Below are 25782 nucleotides of genomic sequence, written 5' to 3' on the forward strand. Positions count from 1 at the left end.
AAGAATTTGCTAGATAATGCCTTAAATAGTTATGCTATTTAAGGCATTTTTGATCAGTAAGATATATTTAAATGGGGACTGTCAGATTAGGTTTGATCTTCTACAGATAAAGGTAGTGAATTCTCGATAATTCACTACCTGATGCAAAATAATCCGAAAGATTACTTACCATCCCATGCTTTTAATGCTGCTTCACGGATTTTTAGTTGTTCAGAAGCAGATTTTTTGAAATAGTTAGGATCTAAACCGCCTTCCCAGTCACCATAATTTGGATTTGGTAAAACAATATATTGTTTACCAAATTTGCTTTCATTTTCTGCGACAAACTGACGACGTTCTGCATTTGGTTTATGATAAGTGGCATCACCATAATCATTAAGATTATCACCAACATACATCACAATTTCATAACCCATTTTTTCAATTTCTGCAAAGCGAGCAGATTTAGCTGATTTATCTTTCTTCAATAATAATGTTTTATCATTAACACCAGTAAAACCAAGGCGTTTCATATCATCAATAGTTGCAGCTTTTTCATTGCTATCTTTACGATTTGACACATAGAACATGGTACCACCATGGCTATTTACATAATTAGCAAACTCTACGGCACCAGGCACTGCGGCAGTTTGGCGTGCATTTACCCATTTAGTCCAACCTTCACTAGTGTAAGGTTGTAAATTTTTAGATTGCCATGCAGCATGAGCACTATTATCTAATAAGGTTTCATCTAGGTCAGAAACAACTGCTTTTTTCTTCCCTTTTTGTACTTTGGCTTTATCAAAGCTTACTTTAGCAATATTAAAGGCTTGATAAGCTAAAGCTTGATATTCACCAGATTGTTGAACCCAGTTCACACCAAAAGTAGCTTGATCAACTAAGCGTTGTGCAGCTTGTTGTTCAACATTTTGCTGTGTACTGCAAGCAGACAATGCTAATGCAGCAGAAATAGCCAAAACACTTAATTTTAATGTTCTCATTGTTCTCTCCTTGAAGTTATTGCAATAATGAGCTTGGCTATTCTACTCCTTTCCGAGTGAATAATTTCATTAAAATCTGTGAAGCAGATCACAAATATTAATTGTTATTCAGTAATAGAGGCATAAGCGAACAATTAATCATCACTAAGTTGGATAGAAGTTTAGCCAGTGAGTAAATTGCATTACAATAAATAACTTTATTAAACAGACTATGTCGTTTTATGACGTTGTTAATTCAATCATAAAGAGGAATATATGAAAAAAAGTACATTAATTGCGATTTTAGTTGCGATTGTTCTTGGGTTCACTGTAATGGGAAGTTATAACAGTTTGGTGCAAGCGGAAGAAGATATTGATTCTGTATGGGCGAATGTTGAGTCCCAATATCAACGTCGAGCAGATTTAATTCCAAACTTAGTTAATACCGTTAAAGGCCAAGCTAATTTTGAGAAGGAAACATTAACTAATGTGGTTGAAGCAAGAGCAAAAGCAACACAAATTAAAATTGATCCTGCGAATATGACAGAAGAACAATTAGCTCAATTTCAACAACAACAAAACCAAGTTGGTTCTACATTATCACGTTTATTGGCTACTGTAGAAAACTATCCTGAACTAAAAGCGAACGAAGGATTTTTAACCTTACAAACGCAATTAGAAGGTACTGAAAATCGTATCAATGTTGCTCGTAATACATTTAATGAAGCAGCTAAAGTATATAATAAAAAAATCCGCACTTTCCCAACTAAATTAGTGGCAATGTTATTTGGATTTAATGAAAAACCTTATTTCAAAGCAGATGCGGGAGCAGAAAAAGCACCAACAGTCAATTTTAACTAATAAATTAAAACATTATGTTATTCAAACAACCGATAGATAAAGCCCGTGTAGAGCGGGCGATTGCTCGTTTAGAATTGCAAACTTCGGCGGAATTGCGAGTTTATGTAGAACGAAAACTCCCTGCGGATCGCGAAATCTCTGGTGTACAGAGAGCCACGGAATTGTTTCAACAATTAGCAATGGAAAAAACAGCACAGCGAAATGGGGTATTAATTTATCTCGCTTTACAATCGAAGCAATGCGCAATTATTGGTGATCAAGGTATCGATCATCATGTTGAAGATGGCTTTTGGCAGCAAGCATGCGACTTGATCATTGCGGCAGCAAAACAAAAACAATATACCGAAGGGATTGTGAGTGCGATTGCGTTGATTGGAGAGCGTTTAGCGTTACATTTTCCATATCAAGAAAATGATCGTAATGAATTACCAAATGAAGTGGTGATTAAATGAGAAAGTATGCTTATTTTTTGCTATTTTGCTTATTTTTTCCGGTATTAAGTTGGGGAGCAATTTATCCAGAACCACCACAACCTTTTCGCTATGTAAATGATTATACGCATACATTAACGCAACAGCAGCAACAAGTGATTGAGCAACAATTAGTGGCATATAGTCAAAAGACAAGTTCACAAATTGCGGTGGTAATGATTCCTTCCACAGGTGATGTTGAAATTGCTGATTATGCATTTAGATTAGGTGATCGTTGGGGAATTGGGCGTAAACAGTTAAATAATGGCGTTTTAATGCTGATTGCAAAAAACGATCGTAAGATTTTTATTGCTACGGGGCAAGGTTTAGAAGGGGCTTTACCAGATGCTTTTTTAGGTAAAGTGATTCGCCAAGTAATTACGCCAGCATTTAAAGAGAATCGTTATGCAACAGGGATTGCTGAAGGCTTAAAATATATTATTGCGGCTAGCCAAGGAGAATTTAAACCAGAACAACTGGCTGAAGAAGAGCGATATGATTTTATTCCACTGTTAATGGTTGCGTTTTTCTTTTTGGTTGTCTTTTTAAGTGAACGCCATAAGCGTAGAACTTATGTGAGTCCAAGATCGCGTCATTATCAAAATGGTGGAATCTATATTAATCCACATGATTTTGATCGTCATGATGGTGGCTTTGGTGGCGGAAGCAGCGGTGGATTTGGCGGAGGCGGTTTTGGTGGAGGTGGTGCTGGCGGAAGCTGGTAACCCAAATGAGGAAGATTGGTTTATCTAGAGGCTTGTGCTACAATCTTGCCACTTTTTGTCTTATCTCCTTAACATTTGAGGTTAGTCTATGGAAACTATTGAAAGAATTAAACAACAACTTAGTGAAAATCCAATTATTCTTTATATGAAAGGTTCACCAAAATTCCCATCATGTGGTTTTTCTGCGAGAGCAGTAGAAGCAATTATTAATTGCCAAGTGCCTTTTGGTTATGTGGATATTTTACAACATCCTGATATTCGTGCTGAATTACCAAAATTTGCAAATTGGCCAACATTCCCACAATTATGGGTAGAAGGTGAGTTAATTGGTGGTTGCGATATTATTCTTGAAATGTTCCAAAAAGGTGAATTACAGCCACTTTTAAAAGAAATAGCAGCAAAATATGCAGATCAAGAACAACAAGCATAATTATGCTAAAACAGCCCTCAAATAATGAGGGCTATTTTTTTATATTTAGAGGAAAACAATGCAGAAAGATCTTACCTTTTATTTTTTACGTCATGGTCGGACACAATGGAATGAAACGGGGTTGCTGCAAGGGCAAGGCGATTCACCTTTAACGAGCGAAGGAATTAATGGTGCTTTAGCTGCGGGAGAGGCATTAAAAGAGATACCTTTTGTTGCTGCTTATTCAAGTTGTTTACAACGTACAATTGATACTGCAAGGCACGTTATTGGGGAACGTTCTATTTCATTATTCCAACATCAAGGATTAAATGAACAATTTTTTGGTCAATGGGAAGGGATTAAGATTGATACTATTCGTCATACAGAGGCGTTTCAAAATTTAGTTAAGCATCCTGAAATTTATGATCAAAATATTGCGCAATATAACCAAGGAGAACCTTTTTCTGCATTAGCAGCACGTGCGTGGCAAGCAGTACAAGATATTATTCAAATTCATGATCAAGGTAATATTTTAGTCGTTTCCCACGGGCATACATTAAGATTATTACTTGCATTATTGGGTGGCTATACGTGGCAAACCCATCGAGAACCTGGTGTGAGTGAAAGTTTGATTAATTGTAGTATTAGTGTAGTACGTTATCAGCAAAATGCAGAACAGCGAAGTTTTCAGATTGAGCGTAAAAATGATACGTCTCATTTAGCAGTAGCAGTTCCTTTATAAATGGTCTGAGGCGCAGACCTAGTTCTAGGTGATACTAAATTTAGATGTATATTTTGCATGCGTGTCGGGGAAATCTAAATTAACATTGTTTTAAAAAACAAAGCTGGTTTAATATTTTTAGATATTTTTGTTTTAATTCATATTTAGGTTTCGCCCTAAAGGGCGACCTCCTTTTATTCGCAAGCAAGCTTGCTCACTCTAACGAGCCGTTGCAAGCAACGTTCAAAAAGCTAACGCTTTTTGTCATTACTTGTATAAAGAAAAGGAGGCAAAAGACAACGCAACGCGTTGAATGTTGCTGAAAGCAACAGCCCGAAGGGTGAGCGAAGCGAATAAATACACCCTCGCACACTTGCTACTCCTCATTCCAATAAGATTTTCCGAGCGGCAAAAAACAGAGATTTTTCTCACTACGTTCGAAAAATGATCACTTTTTTTGCCTGAAAATCTTATTTCCATTCGGGCAAGTGTAAGAGGGAACCCATTAAGCCTTTATTAAGATTTGTGATTAATTTCAGGTTTGTTAACAGTCTGAATCTATTTTTAATAGATTTTACTTCATTTCTAATAAGCTTTTATATGCTTGCACCACAATTTGCCAGCCACTTCTAAAAATAAACAAACTTAATAATGCACTAGCCACAATATCTACCCAACTGATTGCCCACAGCCAAGCACTTAATCCTGCAATAATTGCAATTACAGAGCCTAAAGCATCAGCTAGAACGTGTAAGTAAGCGGCTTTTAAGTTTAGATTATTTAAATCGCCACGTAACATTAAAAAAGCAACAATCATATTTACTACTAAACCAATTATGGCAACAGATAACATTGGTAGAGCTTTTATCACTAATGGATGCTGCCAGCGTTCTACAGCTTCAAACAAGATAACTATTGCAACGACTAACAGAGAAACACCATTCAAAATAGCCAATCCTTTTTGCATTCTTGCGGATAAAAAGAGGGAAATTAATGCTAATAGCAAGGCAAAACTATCATTTGCCATATGCCCCGCATCGGCGAGTAACGCTAAACTATGAAAAGCATAACCTGCCCAAAACTCGATTAGCATAAAACCAAAAATTAAGGCAAAACTGAAAAATAAAATCAGCTTATTGTCAGTATGCGGATGATTATGGTGATGGTTAGTGTGAGAAGATTTTTCTGATGTCATAGGATCAACGGAATGGCACATAATAATTTATACATTGGATTAAATGATAAATGGATAATAAAGGTTACTGTTGGAGGAGAGTCAAGGATTAATTTATAAAAATAAAAGAGAGAGGAAAGATTGGTTGCGGGGGCTGGATTTGAACCAACGACCTTCGGGTTATGAGCCCGACGAGCTACCAAGCTGCTCCACCCCGCGTCAGATGTGCGTAACTATACTCGTTTTTTTCGTTTTTGCAAGATTTTTTTAAATTTTAAAGTTTTTTTGATAAAAAAATAATCATTAACGAAATTAAAACGAACATTTCACAGAAATTTCAGCAAGCAAGTCATAAAATTGTTATCATTATCTCCATTTTGACATTCAATTCATTGTGCAAGTTTAGAGGTTTTATTGTTGTCCATGAGAAAAATGAAAAAATTTGCTGCTGTTGCGGCGGCAATATTAGTTTTAGCAAGTTGTTCTTCATCTAATCATTCCTCATCAACGATTTCAGAACGTTCATTACACGAACAATTAGGTGCCGTCTATCAAGGACGCAGCTATATGCGGATGCCATTAACGCCAGTGGGAATGGTAGAAAATCAAAGTGCAGTGGTGAACCAAGGTGATTTTTTGACTCAACTGAGTATTATTGCCGATGTTTCTCCACGATTGAGTGCTAATTTCCGTAGTACCTATGACAAAATTACCAGTTGGGTATTAGCAGGAGCAGATGTATCGCAGCTTAATAACTTTGGTATTGGTATTCAAAAAATGGCAGGAGAAGATGGTTTCCAAAATGTGTTGATGACAGGTTATTACTCACCGGTTATTCATGCACGTCACAGCCCACAAGGCAAATATCAACATCCTATTTATGCAATGCCGCGTTATAAACGTTTTTCAAGAGCACAAATTTATGCCGGCGCGTTAAAAGGTAAAGGGCTAGAGCTTGCTTATAGTGATTCGATGTTAGATAACTTCTTACTCGGAGTACAGGGCAGTGGTTATATTGATTTTGGTAACAATGATCTTACCTATTTTGCTTATGCAGGACAAAATGGTTTTCCTTATACCAGTGTTGGACGACTATTGGTTGAAGATGGGGAAATCGAAAAAGAAAAAATGTCAGTACAAGCGATTAAAGATTGGGCTAATCGTAATCCAAGCCGTTTGCAAGGGTTATTAGAACGTAATGCATCTTATGTTTTCTTCAAAAATGTACCTAACGGCAAAGTAAAAGGATCTGCTGGTGTGCCATTAGTGCCATTAGCTTCAGTTGCTTCTGATCGCAGTTTAATTCCATCCGGAACCGTGTTGCTAGTTGAAATGCCTGAAATTGACGATGTTGGGAATTGGAAAGGAACGCATCAATTACGCTTAATGGTAGCATTAGATGTAGGTGGTGCAGTAAAAGGACAACATTTTGACCTTTATCAGGGGATCGGTGAACGCGCTGGTCATGTAGCAGGATTATTAAAACATTATGGACGTGTTTGGGTATTAAATTAAACATATGGCACGAGTAGATAATTTTGAACAACGTTTTGGTGGGATTGGGCGTCTTTACGGTGAGGACACCTTACAACGCTTGCGTGAAGCCCATATTTGTGTAATTGGTATTGGTGGCGTTGGCTCTTGGGTCGTGGAAGCATTAGCGCGTTCAGGCGTGGGAAAATTAACCTTAATTGATATGGACGATATTTGTGTAACCAATGTAAATCGTCAAATTCATGCGACCACAGAGAATATTGGTGCATTAAAAACAGAGGTAATGCAGCAGCGTGTATTGTCAATTAACCCAAATGCACAAGTAGAAATTATTGATGACTTTTTAACAACAGAAAATATTGCAGAGTATCTATTACGAGGCTATGACTATGTGATCGATGCGATTGATAGCGTTAAAGTAAAAGCGGCTTTATTAGCTTTTTGTAAGCGCCATAAGATAAAAGTCATTACCACAGGCGGTGCAGGTGGGCAAACCGATCCAAGCCAAATTCAAATTAAAGATTTAAGTAAAACGATTCAAGATCCATTAGCAGCAAAAGTGCGTTATCTATTACGAAAACAGTATGGTTTTACCGATAATCCGCAGCGTAAGTTTGGGATCGATTGTGTGTTTTCTACTCAACCTCTGATATTTCCTAAAATGAGTGGTGAATGTTCAACTTCGGCTACGATGAATTGTAGTAATGGTTTTGGTGCTGCAACTATGGTGACTGCAACCTTTGGTTTTTTTGCTGCTGCACGTGTAGTCGAAAAATTATTACAAAAGAAAACAGGCTAATTTGCTATAATTTTCCGCAATTTTTTTCCAGAAATTTGACCAAAATATGAATCAATTATTTGCTACCACAGCACGTGGTTTTGAAGAGTTATTAAAAACAGAATTAGAAAAATTAGGCGCAAGCCAATGTAAGATTGCACAAGGCGGTGTGCATTATCACGCAGATGATGAAACATTATATCGCACACTATTGTGGAGTCGCCTTAGTTCTCGCATTTTATACCCATTATTTAGCAGCAAAGTCTATGATGATGCAGATCTTTATACCGCAGTTGTTAATTTTGCTTGGCAACAACATTTTTCTGCGGATGATAGTTTTGTGGTGGATTTTAGTGGAACAAACCAAGCAATCCGCCATACTCAATATGGTGCCATGCGAGTTAAAGATGGCATTGTCGATTATTTCACGCGCCATGGTCAAGCTCGTCCACAAGTTGATAAAGATTATCCAGATATCCGCCTAAATGTGTACTTGAATCGTGAAGAGTTGAATGTATCGTTAGATCTGAGTGGTGAAGCATTACATATGCGAGGATATCGCAGTGATACAGGTGCAGCACCATTACGGGAAACATTAGCTGCTGCCATTATTATTCGCTCAGGCTGGAAATTTGGTACACCGTTAGTGGATCCAATGTGTGGCTCAGGAACGTTATTAATTGAAGCTGCACAAATGGAAGCAAACATTGCACCACAATTAAATCGCTTGCATTGGGGCTTTAATCGCTGGAAAAAACATCAACAAGCAGTATGGCAAAAAGTTAAAGCTGAAGCGTTAGTACAAGCAGAACAAGGCACGCAACAATGCACAGCCCATTTCTTTGGACTGGATCGTGATCATCGTGTATTAGAGAAAGCAAAACAGAATGCAGAAAATGCTGGTGTAGGGCATTTAATCATATTTAAAGCGGCTGATATTGCTACTTTGACCCCACCAACAACAGAAGTAGGTACTGTTGTTTGTAATCCGCCATATGGTGAACGCTTAGGGGCAACACCGACGTTAATTGCTTTATATTCAGTATTTGGCAGACGTTTAAAACAATATTTTGCACATTGGCAAGCTTCCATTTTTAGTAGCGAATTAAGTTTATTAGATTGTTTACGCTTACGTTCTTCACGCCAATTCAAAGCTAAAAATGGACCATTAGATTGTATCCAAAAAAATTATTTGATTAGTGAACTACCAGAAGCGGTAAAACAAAATGAAGATACTGGGCTTCAATTTAATGCTAATAATGCAGCGCCTGATTTTGCTAATCGTTTGAATAAAAATATTAAGAAAATTGAGAAATGGGCGAAGCAACAAGGGATTGATGCGTATCGTTTGTATGATGCAGATTTACCTGAATATAACCTTGCTGTTGACCGTTATGCTGATCATATCGTGGTACAAGAATATGCAGCACCAAAAAATATTGATCCGCAAAAAGCACGTCAGCGTTTATTGGACGCTGTGACTGCAACATTAGCAGTAACAGGCGTTGAAAGTAATAAGTTAGTGTTAAAAGTGCGTCAAAAACAAAAAGGAAATAATCAGTATGAAAAATTAGCCAATAAAGGCGATTACTTTTTTGTGCATGAGTATGGCGCAAAATTGTGGGTAAATCTTACAGATTATCTGGATACTGGTTTATTTTTGGATCACCGTTTAACCCGTAAAATGGTTGGAGAAATGGCAAAAGGAAAAGATTTTTTAAATCTGTTCTCTTACACAGGATCTTGTACTGTTCATGCCATTTTAGGTGGGGCAAAATCGAGTACCACAGTAGATATGTCAAATACTTATCTAAACTGGGCAGAGCAAAATTTTATCCTCAATAATATTAAAGGAAGACAACATAAATTAATTCAGGCAGATTGCTTGCAATGGCTAGAAAACGCTAAAGGGCAATATGATTTAATTTTTGTTGATCCACCTACTTTTTCAAATTCTAAGCGTATGGAAAATAGTTGGGATGTACAACGTGATCATCTCTTACTATTACAGAAATTAAGTAAACTGTTACGTCGTCACGGAACGATAATTTTTTCCAATAATAAGCGTGGTTTCAAAATGGATTTAGCTGGCTTAGAACAGTTAGGTTTACAAGCTGAGAATATTTCAGCACAAACCTTACCACAGGATTTCCAGCGTAATCCTCATATACATAATTGTTGGCGAATTACCTTTAAATAAATAGCAAACAGCAGAGTTGTGAATACAAATATAAAGTAACGTTATGAAGTTTTTTAATCTTAATCTGGCAAAAAAAGCGAACGATCATAAATATATTGGTAATGTCATTGCAGATAGTCGTGTATTAGTCATTGCCGAGGTTGCACAGCAACATCAAGGTGTTACTGTTGTCGTTACTCCAGATATGCGACAAGCGAATCATCTTGCAGAAAGTTTAAGACAATTTTCATTACCGGCAGAAATTTTCTCGGATTGGGAAACCCTGCCTTATGATACGTTTTCGCCACACCAAGAGATTATTTCTACTAGATTAAGTACGTTATTTCATTTACAACAGACAAAACAAGGTATTTTTATTTTACCAATTAGTACCTTAATGCAACGTGTTTGTCCGCCAAGTTATTTAGCGCAAAATGTTTTTTTAATCAAAAAAGGGCAACAATGTGATCTGGAACAGTTGCGTTTGCAACTAAATAAAGCAGGGTATCGTGCAGTTGATCAAGTGTTTGAACACGGCGAATATTCCGTACGTGGGGCATTGTTAGATCTTTTCCCGATGGGAAGTCATCTTCCTTATCGTTTAGATTTCTTTGATGATGAAATTGATTCTATTCGGACCTTTGATGTAGATACACAACGGACGATAGCAGAAATTCAGCAAATTAATTTATTGCCAGCACATGAATTCCCGATTGATGAAAAAGGTATTGAGTTTTTCCGTACTAATTTTCGCGAAACTTTTGGTGAGATTCGCCGTGATCCAGAGCATATTTATCAGCAAATTAGTAAAGGAACGTTATTTGCTGGCATTGAATATTGGCAGCCACTCTTTTTTGAACAAATGGCGACTTTCTTTGATTATGTACCAATCAATACGCTATTTATTACTGATGAGAAAATCCAACAATATGGCGAAACTTTTTTCCGTGATGCACAGTTGCGTTATGAAAACCAAAAAGTTGATCCAATGCGTCCATTGCTTGCACCAGCAACTTTATGGCTACGTCCAGATAGTGTCAATCAGTATCTCAAAGATTATCCACAACTAACCTTAACGGAAGCAGTATTAGATCAACAAGCACGCAATCAAAATCTTAGCGTCAGTAAACTACCAGAATTAACGATCAATGCGCAGCAAAAAGAACCGTTAAAAATGTTGCGTCAATTTATTGAAAATTTTGCAGAACCTATTGTTTTTTCAGTAGAAAGTGAAGGGCGACGAGAAACCTTACTTTCATTATTAAAACCATTAAAAATTAAGCCGACACCAATTCAGCAATTATCTGAAGCAAATCAGCAACGTTTTAGTTTAATGATTGGAGCAATGGAAAGAGGCTTTATTGTTGATCAGCAGTTTGCTTTTATTTGTGAAACGGATTTTCTTGGTGAAAAAGTGCAAACTCGTCAGCGCCAGCAACAAAAAAATGTGAATCCAGATGCGCTAATTCGTAACTTAGCAGAATTAAAAATTGGTCAACCTGTGGTGCATTTAGAGCATGGTGTTGGGCGCTATGATGGCTTAACTACGTTAGAAACGGGCGGAATGTTAGCCGAATATTTAGTGTTGCGTTATGCAGATGATGCGAAATTGTATGTTCCTGTTTCATCATTACATTTAATTAGTCGTTATGTTGGTGGTGGAGAAGAAAACGCACCATTACATAAATTAGGTAGTGAAGCATGGGTTAAATCTCGTCAAAAAGCAGCAGAGAAAATCCGTGATGTAGCCGCAGAATTACTGGATGTTTATGCGAAGCGAGAATCTCGACCAGGTTTTGCATTTAAGTATGATCGTGAAGAGTTTCAACAATTTGTTGCGACTTTCCCATTTGAGGAAACTTATGATCAACAAATGGCAATTAATGCGGTTATTAGCGATATGTGCCAAGCCAAACCAATGGATCGTTTAGTTTGTGGTGATGTTGGATTTGGTAAGACTGAAGTAGCAATGCGAGCGGCATTTTTAGCGGTCATGAATCAAAAGCAAGTGGCGGTATTAGTACCTACCACACTGTTAGCACAACAACATTATGATAATTTCCGTGATCGGTTTGCAAATTTGCCAGTGAACGTTGAGGTATTGTCACGTTTTAAAACAGCTAAAGAACAAAAGAATGTTTTATCTCTTGTCAAAGAAGGAAAGATAGATATTCTTATTGGAACGCATAAGTTGTTACAGGGTGAAGTGGATTTCCATGATTTAGGTCTGTTAATTATTGATGAAGAGCATCGATTTGGGGTAAGACAAAAGGAAAAAATTAAGCAGTTGCGTAGTAATATTGATATTCTCACCCTTACTGCAACTCCAATTCCACGTACACTCAATATGGCGATGAATGGTATTCGTGATCTCTCGATTATTTCAACGCCACCGGCGCGCCGTTTAGTGATTAAGACTTTTGTTCGCCAACACGATGAACGCATTATTCGAGAAGCGATATTACGGGAAATCTTACGTGGTGGGCAAGTTTATTACTTACACAATGATGTGGAAACGATACAAAATTGTGCCGAAAAATTAGCAACTTTAGTGCCAGAAGCACGTATTGGTATCGGGCATGGACAAATGCGAGAACGTGAGTTGGAACGTGTAATGACCGATTTCTATCATCAACGTTTTAATGTTTTAGTGTGTACAACCATTATCGAAACAGGAATTGATATTCCAAGCGCCAATACGATTATTATTGAACGGGCCGACCACTTTGGTTTAGCACAATTACACCAATTACGTGGTCGAGTTGGGCGTTCGCACCATCAAGCCTATGCTTATTTATTAGCTCCACCAGAAAAATTAATGACCAAAGATGCCCGTAAACGATTAGAGGCGTTAAGTAGTTTAGATAATTTAGGGGCTGGATTTGTGTTGGCGACCCACGACTTAGAAATTCGTGGTGCAGGTGAGTTATTAGGTGATGAACAGAGCGGACAGATCGAAACTATCGGTTTTTCATTGTATATGGAGCTGTTAGAAAGTGCGATGAAAGCTCTTAAAGAAGGGAAAGAACCAACTTTAGATGAGTTAACGCAAGCGCAGGTTGATATTGATTTGCGTATTCCAGCATTGTTGCCAGAAGAGTATCTTGGTGATGTTAATTTACGTCTTTCTTTTTATAAGCGTATTGCTGGTGCGAAAAACGAAGAAGAATTGTCTGAATTAAAAGTTGAGTTAATCGATCGTTTTGGATTATTACCACAAGCAACGAAGAATTTATTTGAAATTGCGTTATTACGTTTACAAGCGAAACCATTGGGAATTCAAAAAATTGAAGCAATGGCGACAGGTGGATTCTTAGAATTTGCACCACACGTAGAACTCGATCCAATGTTATTCTTGAAGCTGATTCAGCAACAACCGAATGTTTACCGTTTTGATGGTCCATTAAAATTCAGATTTACGCAAGATTTTAGCGATACCCAACAACGATTAGGCTTTGTGATGGATTTGATTGCAAGAATTGCTGGGAATTGAAAAAAGAAAAAATGAACATTATAATTATCAAAATCTTAAAAAATGGTTGTTATAATGTTCAATAAGACAAAATCTCCTAAATTATTCCCTAAGTATGAAAATGTGTTAATTCAACTTGGAGAGAATATCAAACTTGCTATTAAACGCAGAAAATTCACGCAAACACTATTAGCAGAGCGGACTGGTTTAAGTCGTATGACAATTCGTAAAATAACCCAAGGTAATCCTAATGTTGCTATTGGCTATTATGTTATGGTGCTAGGGGTATTAGGATTGGAACAAGATTTCAGTAAAGTTGGTAAAGACGATGAACTTGGACGTAAATTACAAGATATTGCGTTATTAAGGAAATCGAATGAGTAAAGAGATTTATGTGTTTGCCAGCTGGGAAGAATTGATTAAGCCAGAGTTAATCGGTGTTTTATCTTCTGATGTCGTAAGAGGAAAAGAGTCATTTCGCTTTAGCTATGATAATAACTGGCTAAAATCGCCTTTTGTGCAACAGATTGATCCTGATTTACATCTTTATTCTGGGGAACAATATAGTTTAAATGCACAGAATTTTCGAATTTTTCTAGATTCCTGTCCTGATCGTTGGGGACGTTTATTGATGAAACGGCGAGAGATTGCTTTAGCCAATCAACAAAATCGTAAACCGAAAATGCTTTTAGAAAGTGATTACTTGTTAGGTGTACATGATATGAATCGCATGGGGGCATTAAGGTTTAAAACTGAACTAAATGGTGAATTTTTAGATAATAATGACTATTTAGCTGCTCCACCTATATCTTCTTTAAAAGAGTTAGAATTTGCTGCTTTTCAATTAGAAAATAGCAATATTGATGATCCTGATTATTTAAAATGGCTTTATATGCTGATTTCTCCAGGATCATCTTTAGGAGGTGCGAGACCTAAAGCCTCAGTGATCGACGAGTATAAGCAGTTATGGATCGCAAAGTTTCCTAGCAAATATGATGAGTATGATGTTGGGTTATGGGAATATTTAATTTATGGTTTAGCCACTCAATCTGGTATTGAAATGGCAACTTGTCGAATTGAAAAGTTCAATCAGGAACATCATACATTTTTGACCCAAAGATTTGATCGAATAGGTGAACGACGTCGCCATTTTACTTCAGCCTTAACTCAGCTAGGCTACTATGATGGCGATTATGAAGCGAGTTATTTAGAAATAGCTCAGTTTATAACAGAAAACGGTTCTCAAACTAAAAGAGATCTTATGCAATTATGGCGAAGAATTGTGTTTAATATAGCTGTATCAAATACGGATGATCATTTGCGGAATCACGGTTTTATCTATCAAAATGCAGGTTGGATTTTATCGCCTGCTTATGATCTCAATCCAAGCCCATTATCTCAAGGATTACATCTTAATATCACAGACAGCGATAATAGATTAGATTTCCAGTTAGCTTTTGAGGTAGCTGAGTTTTTTCAATTAACACCTAATCAAGCAAAACAAATTTATGATGAGGTGATGACTGTTGTAAATAAATGGCGAAAGTTTGCAACAAATTTAGGTATCTCTAGGCAAGAACAAGAAATGATGAAATATGCATTTAATCTATAAAATTTCCACGAGTAACATGATTTTCCGTGTTAGAATAATGCCGTTTTTTTATTTCAATAAAGTACAGAATCAAAAAAGGAAAAAAAGATGATTGATCCTAATCTACTACGTAATGATTTAGCCGCAACAGCAGCAAAATTACTTGAAAAAAGAAATTTTGTATTAGACGTGCAAAAAATTGAGCAATTAGAAGAACAACGTAAAGTATTACAAGTTAAAACAGAAAGTTTACAAGCAGAACGTAATGCACGTTCTAAGGCTATCGGTGCAGCGAAAGCAAGAGGTGAAGATATCCAACCATTATTAGCTGAAGTAGATAATATGGGATCGGAATTAGAACAAGCGAAAGTAGCTTTAGAACAAGTCCAAGAAGAATTAAGACAAATTGCCTTAACAATTCCAAATATTCCTGCAGATGAAGTACCACAAGGGAAAGATGATAGCGAAAACCTTGAAGTATTTCGTTGGGGGGAACCAAAACAGTATGATTTCCCAATTCGTGATCATGTAGATTTAGGTGAACTCAGTGGCGGTGTTGATTTCCCAACTGCCGTGAAATTAACAGGAGCAAGATTTGTTGTTTTAAAAGGCAAAATCGCTCGTTTACACCGTGCTTTAGCACAATTTATGCTTGATTTACATACCGAGCAACATGGTTACCTTGAAACTTATGTGCCTTACCTAGTCAATCACGAAACTCTTTGTGGTACAGGGCAGTTACCAAAATTTGGTGAAGATTTATTCCATACAAAACCACTAGAAGGTGAACAACCTTATGCGTTGATTCCAACTGCGGAAGTGCCTGTCACCAATATGGTGCGTGGAGAAATTTTAGATGCTGAAGATTTACCATTAAAAATGACCGCACATACGCCATGTTTCCGTTCTGAAGCAGGTTCTTATGGTCGTGATACACGTGGTTTAATCCGTATGCACCAATTTGACAAAGTAGAATTAGTACAAATTGTTGAACCTGAAAAATCAATGGCAGCATTAGAAGAGTTAACGGGACACGCAGAAAAAGTATTACAACTATTAGGTTTACCATATCGTAAAGTATTACTTTGTACTGGTGATATGGGCTTTAGTTCATGCAAAACTTATGATTTAGAAGTCTGGGTGCCTGCACAAAATACCTACCGTGAAATTTCATCTTGTTCAAATATGTGGGATTTCCAAGCGCGCCGTATGTCTGCACGTTATCGTGTGAAAGGTGAGAAAAAGCCTCGTCTTGTGCATACCCTTAATGGTTCAGGTTTAGCAGTTGGCCGTACTTTAGTGGCAGTGCTAGAAAACTACCAACAAGCCGATGGATCAATTATTGTGCCAGAAGTATTACGTCCATATATGAATGGTTTAGATGTTATCCGCTAAGGATGAAAAACAGCATTTATGTTTGATTTTCGACCTTTTTATCAACAAATTGCTACCAGTGAGCTGTCAGATTGGTTAGAAACCTTACCTGCACAGCTCAAACAATGGCAAGCTAATACACATGGTGAATATGCGAAATGGTCAAAAGTTGTTGATTTTTTACCAGAGCGTATTGCGGATGAAATCGATCTGAAACATAGCGTAACCGCACATTTGCATCAACCATTCACTGAGGGTGAACGACAAAGAATGGTTCACCATTTAAAACAGCTAATGCCTTGGCGTAAAGGGCCATATCATTTATATGGTGTGCATATTGATTGTGAATGGCGTTCTGATTTTAAATGGGATCGTTTGTTACCGCATATTTCACCATTACAAGATCGGTTAGTGTTAGACGTTGGCTGTGGTAGTGGTTACCATATGTGGCGGATGGTCGGTGAAGGGGCAAAAATGGTAGTAGGTATTGATCCAACCGAATTATTTCTATGCCAGTTTGAAGCAGTTAGAAAGCTGTTAAATAACGACCGCCGAGCTAATTTGATTCCACTCGGTATCGAACAAATGCAACCGTTGCATGCTTTTGATACGGTGTTCTCTATGGGCGTGCTATATCATCGCAAATCGCCATTGGATCACCTTTCTCAGCTTAAAGCACAATTAAAGAAAGGCGGTGAACTGATCTTAGAAACGCTTGTGGTGGATGGAGATCAACATACGGTATTAGTTCCTGGTGAACGTTATGCCAAAATGAAAAATGTTTACTTTATCCCTTCGGTTGCGGCGTTAATTAATTGGTTAGGGAAAACAGGGTTTAGAAATATCCGTTGTGTGGATGTTGCCGTAACTTCATTAGCTGAGCAACGTAAAACAGAATGGCTTGAGAATGAGAGCTTAATTGATTTCCTTGATCCTCAAGATTTAAGTAAAACCATTGAAGGTTATCCCGCACCAAAACGTGCGGTAATAATTGCTAATAAATAACAAACTTATTATCTATATTAATAAAAATCTGTTCCTATAAGTGTCTAGGATGTAAAACTAAAGGGACAGATTTTTTATTTTTAATAATTTATAACAATGAATAAAGTAATTTAATTTGTTAGAAGCTATCAATTACATTGGGAATACCCATTTTTGTTCATTCAAATTTGCAACTAAAATACCTCACATAAGGTTTAAGGAAGTAATTAAATGTCACTTCCTAAATCAGTGGTTTAATTTATTATTCAAAGTAAGTTAAGAGAGGCTAATTATGGCTAAAACAACAATTGGTTTAGATACAAAATTATCAAAAAAATTAGCAAACGAATTAAATAATTTATTGGCTAGTTATCAAGTATTTTATATGAATGTACGAGGTTATCACTGGAATATTAAAGGGGTAAATTTCTTTGAATTACATGCTAAGTTTGAAGAAATTTATAATGATTTAGTGGTAAAAGTAGATGAAATTGCAGAACGTATTTTGACATTAGGCTATACCCCAAGTAATGCGTTTAGTGAATATTTACAGGTTGCTAAAATTAAGGAACATTCAGGTGTTAGTGCAGCCGAAGAGTGTTTGAAAGGGGTATTAAGTGGTTTGCAAAATTTACTTGAACAACAAAGAGATATTCTTGCTATTGCCAATGAAGCTGAAGATGAGGGAACTGCCTCGTTAATGAGTGATTATATTAAAGAGCAAGAAAAATTAATTTGGATGTTTAGTGCAGCAACGAAATAGTAAATTTCCAATTATCAATATAAAAATAAACCTACGATCACTATCGTAGGTTTATTTTTAAGATCAACATACTTCCTTAAAACTAATCTGTGTTTGTTCTAAAAAATCATTCTCCTCATCTTGCATAATAGGAGCAGTTGGAATTTCTGGTTTATCAAAAGCAATATCGCCCTCAATATTTTCTAATAAGCTACCATGACGAATATTTTTGAAATCAAATAATTTCGGATCGCATAAATGTGATGGCACAACATTTTGCAAGGCACTAAACATAGTTTCAATCCGTCCTGGATATTGGCGATCCCAAGCTTGTAGCATTTCTTTAATGACCTGGCGTTGTAGATTAGGTTGTGAACCACAAAGATTACACGGAATAATCGGGAATTGTTTCGCTTCTGCATAACGAGCAATATCTTTTTCTCGGCAATAGGCAAGTGGGCGGATGACAATTTGTTTACCATCATCACTAATCAATTTTGGTGGCATACTTTTCATTTTGCCACCATAGAACATATTCAAGAATAAGGTTTCTAACATATCATCACGATGATGACCAAGTGCAATTTTAGTTGCTCCTAACTCTGTTGCAGTACGATATAAAATCCCACGGCGTAAACGTGAACAGAGTGAACAAGTGGTTTTACCCTCAGGAATTTTTTCTTTCACAATGCCATAAGTATTTTCTTCAACAATTTTATATTCAACCCCTAATTGTGATAGATAATTAGGTAATACTTCTTCTGGAAAGCCAGGTTGTTTTTGATCCAGATTAACGGCAACAATTTCAAAATTGATCGGAGCATTGAGTTTTAAATTTAATAAAATATCTAATAGGGTATAGCTATCTTTGCCGCCAGATAAGCACACCATCACGCGATCGCCTTCTTCAATCATATTAAAATCAGCGATTGCCTTACCGACTTCACGGCGTAAACGCTTATGTAATTTGTTAAGGTTATAGATTTGTTTTTTCTCTAATGACATATTAAATAATCAGTTTTTCAGCTAAAAAATCGGTTTGCTATGGTAAGGGCTTTTGTTTTTTTTGCAATAACTTATTGAGGTATTTTGCGAGAAATCAGTGTTTGTACAGCGAAATTTTTAATATTTGTAAAAATGGGAGATCAGTCACAGAGAAAAGGTCACGATCTTGTTAAATAACCTTTAGAAAAATAGCAATTTTTTGCTAGAATGTTGCCTGTTTTAGCATATTAATTTGATCAAGATAAACCTCAGTTGTTTAGGTAGTTAATAATGAGTGAATCAACTCAAACCATTCCTGAATTAGTCTCGTGGGTAAAAGAACGAGAATTTAGTTTAAATCTAACCACAGAACGTTTAGCTTTTCTTTTGGCGATCGCTATTTTTAACAATGAACGCTTTGCCGGCGAAATGGAAGAAAGTGATTTAGTTGATCTCTTCCGCCATGTTTCAAAAGCATTAGGGCAGTCAGAAGAAACCTTAACGCAGCGTGCCAATAATGCGATTAATGATTTAGTTAAGCAACGTTTAGTTAATCGTTTCAGCAGTGAATTCACAGAAGGATTAGCGATTTATCGTCTTACCCCTTTAGGCGTTGGTGTATCGGATTACTATATTCGTCAACGTGAATTTTCAGCGTTACGTCTTTCAGTGCAGTTATCTATTGTGGCGGATGAGATCCAACGTGCCGCAGAAGCCGCAGAAAATGATGGCGATGAATATTATTGGCGGCGAGAAGTGTTTGCCCCATTAAAATATTCGGTGGCAGAGATTTTTGACAGTATCGACTTGTCACAACGGATTATGGATGAAAGTCAACATCATACCAAAGAAGAGATCGCAGAATTATTGAGTAAAGATTGGCAAGCGGCGATCTCCAGTTGTGAACGTCTATTAGATGAAACATCAGGTAATTTACGCGAATTACAAGATACCCTTAATGCCGCAGGCGATAAGTTGCAAGCAGGGTTATTACGGGTTCAAGACTGTATTTTAGGACGTGAACAATTAGAGTTTGTGGCGCAGTTAATTATTAGTTTACAGCTTAAATTGGATCGAATTATTAGCTGGGGACAACAAGCGATTGACCTTTGGATTAGTTACGATCGCCATGTACATAAATTTATTCGTACTGCTATTGATTTAGATAAAAATCGGGTATTTGCTCAACGTTTACGCCGTTCAATTGCGGATTATTTTGATGCCCCATTCTATTTATGGAGTGTACAAGCTGAACGTCTGGTGGATTTACGCGATGAAGAACTGGCTTTACGTGAAGAAGAAGCCTTAGGTGAATTACCTGCTGAGTTAGAGTATGAATCATTACAAACCGTACATGAACAAATTACCGAAACGATGCAGCGTTTATTAATCCAGTATTATCAAGATCAGAAACCAATAGAGCTAGGTGCAGTTTTACGTGAACAATTAGATCGTTATCCGCAGTCACAACATTTTGATGTTGCAAGAATTATTGTTGATCAAGCGGTACGTCTTGGTATTGCGAGTCAAGATTTTAGCGGCAATGTACCGCAATGGCAGGCAATCAATGCCTATGGTGCAGAAGTACAAGCTCACCCTATTGATGAATATAACAATCAACCAAAGAAATAACGTTAACAAAGCGAAAGAATTATGAGTGAAACTACCTCTTACGAACCGATTCCGACTAAATTAGCCACCGCGATAGCGAACCCATTATTCCCTATTGTTGATAGTCAGTTACGTTCTGGACGTCATATTAGTCTTGATCAATTAGAACCACACGCGTTTTTATTAGATTTCCAAACAGAGTTAGAGCTTTTCTACCGCCGTTATAATGTGGAGCTGATTCGTGCGCCAGAAGGTTTTTTCTATTTACGCCCCAAAGCGACTACTTTAATTGCGCGCAGTGTGTTATCTGAATTAGAAATGTTAGTAGGGAAAGTCTTGTGTTATCTCTATTTAAGTCCGGAACGTCTGGCACAACAAGGCATTTTTACTGTGCAAGAAGTATATGATGAACTGCTTAATTTGGCGGACGAGAATAAATTATTAAAAGCGGTGAATCAACGTTCGAGTGGTTCGGATTTAGATAAACAAAAATTAGCGGAAAAAGTACGTGCTGCAATTAGTCGTTTACGCCGTTTAGGAATGTTACAGACTGTGGGTGATCAACATAGTGGTAAATTTGTGATCTCTGAAGCCGTGTTCCGTTTTGGCGCTGAAGTACGTAGTGGTGAAGATCTGCAAGCTGCACAATTACGCTTAATTCGTGAAGGGGAAATTGCAACACCAGATTCATTGCAAGTTGATAATGACAATAATGAAAACGATGAAGATGAATTAGAAGAAAATAATTTTGAGGAAGGGGAAGCATAATGGCGGAATTAGAAATGGAAGCATTAGAACCTCAACAAGTGAGTGTTGCAAGTGTGAATACCAATGCAGAACGAGGTAAATTTCGTTCGCTTACCTTAATTAACTGGAATGGTTTTTTTGCACGTACCTTTGATTTAGATGAATTAGTAACAACATTATCCGGTGGTAATGGGGCAGGAAAATCAACCACCATGGCAGGGTTTGTAACCGCATTAATTCCTGATTTAACTTTATTGCATTTCCGTAATACCACAGAAGCAGGTGCATCTGGCGGTTTACGCGATAAAGGGTTATACGGAAAATTACGTCCAGGAATCTGTTATGCGATTTTAGATACGATTAACTCCCATCGCCAACGTGCTTTAGTCGGTGTGCGATTGCAACAAATTGCAGGGCGTGATCGTAAAGTTGATATTAAGGCGATTTCGATTCAGGGCGTACCATTATCCATTTCACCAACAGAAATTTTTACCGATAAAATTTCAGAAACCCAAGCTAAAGTGATTGGTTTACCTGAAGTGAAAGAGAAAATTGAAGCATTAGGAGGAAGTTTCAAACAGTATCACTCTGTTGCTGATTATCATAGCTTTATGTTCGATATGGGGATTATTCCAAAACGCCTGCGTTCATCTTCCGATCGTAATAAATTCTACAAATTAATTGAAGCATCTCTGTATGGTGGAATTTCGTCAGCGATTACCCGTTCTTTACGCGATTACTTATTGCCAGAAAATGTTGGTGTGAAAAAAGCGTTCCAAGATATGGAAGTGGCATTGCGTGAAAATCGAATGACATTAGAAGCGATTAAAGTCACTCAGGCAGATCGAGATTTATTTAAGCACTTAATCACCCAATCGACCGATTATGTGGCTGCGGACTATATGCGCCATTCTAATGAAAGACGCCATAATATTGCGCTATTATTGGGACAACGTAACGAACTGTTTCAAACCAAGCAGCAGCTCAATTTAGCGCAACATAATATTGTTGATTTCAGCCGTGAAGTCAGTCAATTACAAGAGGCTGAGAAAACCTTAGAAATTGATTACCAAGGGGCAAATGATCATTACAATTTAGTGGTGAATGCGCAACATCATCAAGAAAAAATTGAACGCTATCAAGAAGATGTTGCTGAATTAAGTGAAAAAATTGAAGAGCAACAAGGCATTGTCGAAGAAGCACAAATCACCTTAGCAGAACAACAAGAAAGCATTGAGATGATTGAGGGTGAAATTGAAGCAATTCGTGATCAATTAACTGATTATCAGCAAGCGTTAAATGCACAACAAACACGTAGTGTGCAATATCAACAAGCTATTCAAACATTAGAAAAAGCGAAAAATTTAACAGGCATTGCTAGCTTAACGCCAGACACCGCAGAACAATATCAAGCGGAATTTAGCGAACAAGCAGATGCCTTGACCGAACGAGTTTTAGAATTAGAACAAAAATTGTCAGTAGTAGATATTGCGAAAACTCAGTTTGATAAAGCGTACCAATTAGTTTGTAAAATTCAGGGGGAAGTTGCGAGAGCAGAGGCTTGGCAATATGCGAAGCAGATTTTGCGTGATTATCCTGCACAAAAATTACAGCAACAACAAGCGAATGACCTCAAAGCAAAATTGGTTGAGTTGCAACAAAAAGCTGACCAACAACAACGCGTGCAGCAGCAATTAGCTACTTTTAACCAACAAGCAGGGCAGTCTCTACAAAGTGCCGATGAGTTAGAAAGCTATGCGTTACAGCAAGAGGATCGCAGCGAAGCGTTAGATGAACGTTTAAATAGTATTATTGAAGAACGATCAGCATTACGCCAACAACGTGATCACTACCAAGCGGTGTATCAACAAAATACGCAAAAAGCACCATTATGGCTCACTGCACAAGCCGCATTAGAACGAATTCAAGAGCAAGTGAATCAACAATTCCACAGTTCGCAAAATGTTATGGATTTTATGCAAAATCAATTAACTAAAGAACGGGAATTGATCATTCAACGTGACCAGCTTGAGGCAAAAAAACAAGATCTTGAACAACAAATTTTACGTTTAACACAACCAGATGGTTCAGAAGATCCTCGCCTTAATCAATTAGCGGAAAAATTTGGGGGCGTATTATTATCTGAATTATATGATGATGTAGATATTACCGATGCACCTTATTTCTCAGCCTTATATGGTCCAGCTCGTCATGCGATTGTGGTACGAGATTTAGAAGCAGTTAAACCGTTATTACAAGAATTACAAGATTGCCCAGATGATCTCTATCTTATTGAGGGTGATCCAAATTCATTTGATGATAGTGTGTTATCAGCGCAAGAGTTAGATTGTGGGGTAGTGGTACAAGTATCACAACGTGAATTACGTTATTCTACTTTCCCTGAGATCCCTCTGTTTGGACGTGCGGCACGTGAAAAACATTTAGAAACCTTGCGTGAACAACGTGATGAAATTGCAGAGCAGTTTGCCCAAGTATCATTTGATGTGCAAAAATGCCAACGCCTACATCAACAACTTAGCCAATTTGTTGGTTCACATTTAGCATTAGCGTTTGAAGTTGATCCTGAAGAATTAATGCGTGAAGCTCAACAACAACGTAATGAGGTAGAGCGTGAGTTAGCTAAATTAACCGATCAAGAGCAACAATTACGTAGCCAATTAACGGATATTCGTCAGCAATTACAACAATTAAATAAACTCTTACCAAATCTTGCCTTATTGACTGAAGACAGTCTTGTTGAACAGATTGAAGAGTATCAAATGCAATTAGCTGAAGCAGAAGAAAGCGTGTTCTATGTGCGTCAAAATGGGGCATTGATTGAACAATTAGAACCAATTGCTAGTGCGTTACAAAGTGATCCTGAGCAACATGAAAGCTTACAAGCTGAATATCAACGTGCAGTAGAATTGCAAAAACAAGTTCAACAACGCTTATTTGCTGTTACCGATGTAGTAAGCCGTTTGGCACATTTCAGTTATCAAGAAAGTGCAGAATTAGAAACCTCAGAATTAAGTATTAGATTGCGTGAACGTTTAGAGCAAATGCAGCAACAGCGTGAACAAAAACGTCAAGCACTCAATCAAGCACAAACTCAGTTACAGCAGTATCAACAAGTTTTAACTGGGCTAACAACCTCTAAGGAAATTAAGCAGCAAACATTGCAAGAATTACTTGATGAAGTCGCTCAATTAGGTGTGCGTGTGGATGCTGATGCAGAAATGCGAGCGAAAAATCGCCGTGATGAACTGTATCAACAGCTTTCGGTAAATCGCCAACGCTGTAACTATTTAGAAAAACAATTAGCGGTTTTAGAAAATGAAACGGATGGCTTAACTAAAAACTTACGTAAATTAGAACGAGATTATAAAGCGCAACGTGAAGTTGTCGTAGCAGCAAAAGTAAGTTGGTGTGCAGTACAACGCTTATCTCGTCATAGTGATGTAGAGAAACGTTTGCACCGCCGTGAGTTAGCTTATCTTTCCGCGGAAGAGTTGCGTTCTATGTCGGATAAAGCGTTAGGGGCATTGCGTAATGCCGTAGCAGATAATGAATATTTACGTGATGCGTTGCGATTATCTGAAAATTCAGCGAAGCCAGAATATAAAGTGAAATTCTTTATTGCGGTATATCAACATTTACGTGAACGGATTCGTCAAGACATCTTAAAAACAGATGATCCGATTGATGCGATTGAGCAAATGGAAGTTGAACTATCTCGCTTAACTGAAGAATTAACCAGTCGTGAACAAAAATTAGCAATTAGTGCGGATAGCGTGGCTAATATTATGCGTAAGACGATTCAACGTGAACAAAACCGTATTCGCTTGTTGAACCAAGGGTTACAAAATATTGCCTTTGGTCAGGTGAAAAGCGTACGGTTGGTCGTGAATATTCGTGATACTCATGCAATGCTATTAGATGCGTTATCAGGTAAACAAGCGGAATATGAAGATCTGTTTAATAACAATAAATTGACCTTCTCAGAAGCGTTAACGAAGTTATATCAACGCCTTAATCCACACATTGATATGGGACAACGTAGTCCACAGACAATCGGTGAGGAACTTCTTGATTATCGTCATTATCTTGATCTTGAAGTGGAAGTGTTCCGTGGCGCAGACGGTTGGTTGCGCGCGGAAAGTGGGGCATTATCAACAGGTGAAGCGATTGGTACAGGGATGTCAATTTTGTTAATGGTAGTACAAAGTTGGGAAGAAGAATCTCGCCGTTTACGTGGTAAGGATATTGTGCCTTGTCGTTTATTATTCTTAGATGAAGCTGCTCGTTTAGATGCGAAGTCGATTTCAACACTATTTGAACTTTGTGAACGTTTAGATATGCAGTTATTGATTGCCGCACCAGAAAACATCAGTCCAGAAAAAGGAACAACCTATAAGTTGGTACGTAAAATCGCACATAACCAAGAGTTTGTGCATGTAGTTGGTCTAAAAGGTTTTGGCACAACACATTAAATAAGTAAAGAAAA

Annotated in this window: 20 protein-coding genes and 1 tRNA gene; 17 read left to right on the forward strand and 4 right to left on the reverse strand. The window is 37.3% G+C overall.

Annotated elements, in window-relative coordinates:
• Nucleotides 1–161: 161 nt before the first annotated feature.
• Nucleotides 162–980, reverse strand: coding sequence for a 5'-nucleotidase, lipoprotein e(P4) family (locus PF272_RS00140; RefSeq protein WP_065239753.1), 819 nt, complete (start codon nt 978–980; stop codon nt 162–164).
• 255 nt (nt 981–1235) lie between these two features.
• Here PF272_RS00140 and PF272_RS00145 point away from each other — a divergent pair, with 255 nt between their 5' ends.
• From PF272_RS00145 to PF272_RS00165, 5 genes are all read left to right on the forward strand, one after another.
• On the forward strand, nt 1236–1820 hold the full coding sequence (locus PF272_RS00145; protein ID WP_065233496.1) for a LemA family protein: 585 nt from the start codon (nt 1236–1238) through the stop codon (nt 1818–1820).
• 11 nt (nt 1821–1831) lie between these two features.
• The gene (locus PF272_RS00150) at nt 1832–2272 is read left to right on the forward strand and encodes a TPM domain-containing protein (protein WP_065239752.1); all 441 of its coding nucleotides are present in this window, start codon (nt 1832–1834) and stop codon (nt 2270–2272) included.
• Nucleotides 2269–3015, forward strand: a complete 747-nt coding sequence (locus tag PF272_RS00155) for a TPM domain-containing protein (RefSeq protein ID WP_271141181.1) — start codon at nt 2269–2271, stop codon at nt 3013–3015. The genes PF272_RS00150 and PF272_RS00155 overlap by 4 nt, the downstream gene beginning before the upstream one ends.
• Before the next feature lie 88 nt (nt 3016–3103).
• On the forward strand, nt 3104–3445 hold the full coding sequence (gene grxD / locus PF272_RS00160; protein ID WP_271141182.1) for a Grx4 family monothiol glutaredoxin: 342 nt from the start codon (nt 3104–3106) through the stop codon (nt 3443–3445).
• Nucleotides 3446–3503: 58 nt separating this feature from the next.
• Nucleotides 3504–4166, forward strand: coding sequence for a histidine phosphatase family protein (locus PF272_RS00165; protein ID WP_271141183.1), 663 nt, complete (start codon nt 3504–3506; stop codon nt 4164–4166).
• Nucleotides 4167–4719: 553 nt separating this feature from the next.
• Here PF272_RS00165 and PF272_RS00170 read toward each other — a convergent pair.
• Nucleotides 4720–5340 (reverse strand): cation diffusion facilitator family transporter, encoded by a 621-nt coding sequence (locus tag PF272_RS00170; protein WP_271141184.1) that lies wholly within the window; start codon nt 5338–5340, stop codon nt 4720–4722.
• Nucleotides 5341–5461: 121 nt separating this feature from the next.
• Nucleotides 5462–5538: transfer RNA gene (locus tag PF272_RS00175), tRNA-Met, on the reverse strand.
• A 213-nt stretch (nt 5539–5751) separates the two neighbouring features.
• Between PF272_RS00175 and mltA the strand changes: the two genes are divergently transcribed.
• The 9 genes from mltA (at nt 5752) to PF272_RS00220 (ending at nt 17954) form a co-directional block, all read left to right on the forward strand.
• Nucleotides 5752–6834 carry a murein transglycosylase A gene (mltA, locus tag PF272_RS00180; RefSeq protein WP_413789406.1) on the forward strand — a complete coding sequence of 361 codons (1083 nt, stop codon included), beginning with the start codon at nt 5752–5754 and terminating at the stop codon, nt 6832–6834.
• 4 nt (nt 6835–6838) lie between these two features.
• Nucleotides 6839–7612 carry a tRNA cyclic N6-threonylcarbamoyladenosine(37) synthase TcdA gene (tcdA, locus tag PF272_RS00185; RefSeq protein ID WP_271141186.1) on the forward strand — a complete coding sequence of 258 codons (774 nt, stop codon included), beginning with the start codon at nt 6839–6841 and terminating at the stop codon, nt 7610–7612.
• Between the two features lie 46 nt (nt 7613–7658).
• Entirely contained in the window at nt 7659–9791 is a 2133-nt protein-coding gene (rlmKL, locus tag PF272_RS00190) for a bifunctional 23S rRNA (guanine(2069)-N(7))-methyltransferase RlmK/23S rRNA (guanine(2445)-N(2))-methyltransferase RlmL (protein WP_271141187.1), read from the forward strand.
• 43 nt (nt 9792–9834) lie between these two features.
• Nucleotides 9835–13263, forward strand: a complete 3429-nt coding sequence (gene mfd / locus PF272_RS00195; protein ID WP_271141188.1) for a transcription-repair coupling factor — start codon at nt 9835–9837, stop codon at nt 13261–13263.
• 54 nt (nt 13264–13317) lie between these two features.
• On the forward strand, nt 13318–13626 hold the full coding sequence (locus PF272_RS00200; protein ID WP_271141189.1) for a helix-turn-helix domain-containing protein: 309 nt from the start codon (nt 13318–13320) through the stop codon (nt 13624–13626).
• Nucleotides 13619–14854: a type II toxin-antitoxin system HipA family toxin gene (locus tag PF272_RS00205; protein ID WP_271141190.1), complete on the forward strand. Its 1236-nt coding sequence runs from the start codon at nt 13619–13621 to the stop codon at nt 14852–14854. Before PF272_RS00200 ends, PF272_RS00205 begins: the two co-directional genes overlap by 8 nt.
• 87 nt (nt 14855–14941) lie before the next feature.
• Nucleotides 14942–16228, forward strand: coding sequence for a serine--tRNA ligase (gene serS, locus PF272_RS00210; protein WP_271141191.1), 1287 nt, complete (start codon nt 14942–14944; stop codon nt 16226–16228).
• Between the two features lie 18 nt (nt 16229–16246).
• A complete protein-coding gene (gene cmoB / locus PF272_RS00215) occupies nt 16247–17212 on the forward strand; it encodes a tRNA 5-methoxyuridine(34)/uridine 5-oxyacetic acid(34) synthase CmoB (protein WP_271141192.1) in 966 nt (321 codons plus the stop codon).
• Nucleotides 17213–17483: 271 nt separating this feature from the next.
• Complete coding sequence (locus PF272_RS00220; RefSeq protein WP_271141193.1) at nt 17484–17954, forward strand: Dps family protein; 471 nt, start codon at nt 17484–17486, stop codon at nt 17952–17954.
• A gap of 63 nt (nt 17955–18017) precedes the next feature.
• Here PF272_RS00220 and ttcA read toward each other — a convergent pair whose 3' ends face one another.
• Entirely contained in the window at nt 18018–18938 is a 921-nt protein-coding gene (gene ttcA / locus PF272_RS00225) for a tRNA 2-thiocytidine(32) synthetase TtcA (protein WP_271141194.1), read from the reverse strand.
• Nucleotides 18939–19208: 270 nt separating this feature from the next.
• Between ttcA and mukF the strand changes: the two genes are divergently transcribed.
• The 3 genes from mukF to mukB are packed head-to-tail and all read left to right on the forward strand — an operon-like array spanning nt 19209 to nt 25768.
• Complete coding sequence (mukF, locus tag PF272_RS00230; RefSeq protein WP_271141195.1) at nt 19209–20549, forward strand: chromosome partition protein MukF; 1341 nt, start codon at nt 19209–19211, stop codon at nt 20547–20549.
• A 21-nt stretch (nt 20550–20570) separates the two neighbouring features.
• The gene (gene mukE, locus PF272_RS00235) at nt 20571–21296 is read left to right on the forward strand and encodes a chromosome partition protein MukE (RefSeq protein WP_271141196.1); all 726 of its coding nucleotides are present in this window, start codon (nt 20571–20573) and stop codon (nt 21294–21296) included.
• A complete protein-coding gene (gene mukB / locus PF272_RS00240; protein ID WP_413789407.1) occupies nt 21296–25768 on the forward strand; it encodes a chromosome partition protein MukB in 4473 nt (1490 codons plus the stop codon). Before mukE ends, mukB begins: the two co-directional genes overlap by 1 nt.
• Nucleotides 25769–25782 lie beyond the last annotated feature (14 nt).

It is taken from the genome of Gallibacterium faecale, from assembly GCF_027920745.1.
In the GTDB taxonomy this organism is placed as follows: Bacteria; Pseudomonadota; Gammaproteobacteria; order Enterobacterales; family Pasteurellaceae; genus Gallibacterium; species Gallibacterium faecale.

Excerpts from the sequence above, each read along its gene's own strand:
- PF272_RS00140 (WP_065239753.1), bottom strand. The coding sequence starts at position 980 with ATGAGAACATTAAAATTAAGTGTTTTGGCTATTTCTGCTGCATTAGCA.
- PF272_RS00145 (WP_065233496.1), top strand. The coding sequence starts at position 1,236 with ATGAAAAAAAGTACATTAATTGCGATTTTAGTTGCGATTGTTCTTGGG.
- PF272_RS00155 (WP_271141181.1), top strand. The coding sequence starts at position 2,269 with ATGAGAAAGTATGCTTATTTTTTGCTATTTTGCTTATTTTTTCCGGTA.
- grxD (WP_271141182.1), top strand. The coding sequence starts at position 3,104 with ATGGAAACTATTGAAAGAATTAAACAACAACTTAGTGAAAATCCAATT.
- PF272_RS00165 (WP_271141183.1), top strand. The coding sequence starts at position 3,504 with ATGCAGAAAGATCTTACCTTTTATTTTTTACGTCATGGTCGGACACAA.
- PF272_RS00170 (WP_271141184.1), bottom strand. The coding sequence starts at position 5,340 with ATGACATCAGAAAAATCTTCTCACACTAACCATCACCATAATCATCCG.
- mltA (WP_413789406.1), top strand. The coding sequence starts at position 5,752 with ATGAAAAAATTTGCTGCTGTTGCGGCGGCAATATTAGTTTTAGCAAGT.
- tcdA (WP_271141186.1), top strand. The coding sequence starts at position 6,839 with ATGGCACGAGTAGATAATTTTGAACAACGTTTTGGTGGGATTGGGCGT.
- rlmKL (WP_271141187.1), top strand. The coding sequence starts at position 7,659 with ATGAATCAATTATTTGCTACCACAGCACGTGGTTTTGAAGAGTTATTA.
- mfd (WP_271141188.1), top strand. The coding sequence starts at position 9,835 with ATGAAGTTTTTTAATCTTAATCTGGCAAAAAAAGCGAACGATCATAAA.
- PF272_RS00200 (WP_271141189.1), top strand. The coding sequence starts at position 13,318 with ATGTTCAATAAGACAAAATCTCCTAAATTATTCCCTAAGTATGAAAAT.
- PF272_RS00205 (WP_271141190.1), top strand. The coding sequence starts at position 13,619 with ATGAGTAAAGAGATTTATGTGTTTGCCAGCTGGGAAGAATTGATTAAG.
- serS (WP_271141191.1), top strand. The coding sequence starts at position 14,942 with ATGATTGATCCTAATCTACTACGTAATGATTTAGCCGCAACAGCAGCA.
- cmoB (WP_271141192.1), top strand. The coding sequence starts at position 16,247 with ATGTTTGATTTTCGACCTTTTTATCAACAAATTGCTACCAGTGAGCTG.
- PF272_RS00220 (WP_271141193.1), top strand. The coding sequence starts at position 17,484 with ATGGCTAAAACAACAATTGGTTTAGATACAAAATTATCAAAAAAATTA.
- ttcA (WP_271141194.1), bottom strand. The coding sequence starts at position 18,938 with ATGTCATTAGAGAAAAAACAAATCTATAACCTTAACAAATTACATAAG.
- mukF (WP_271141195.1), top strand. The coding sequence starts at position 19,209 with ATGAGTGAATCAACTCAAACCATTCCTGAATTAGTCTCGTGGGTAAAA.
- mukE (WP_271141196.1), top strand. The coding sequence starts at position 20,571 with ATGAGTGAAACTACCTCTTACGAACCGATTCCGACTAAATTAGCCACC.
- mukB (WP_413789407.1), top strand. The coding sequence starts at position 21,296 with ATGGCGGAATTAGAAATGGAAGCATTAGAACCTCAACAAGTGAGTGTT.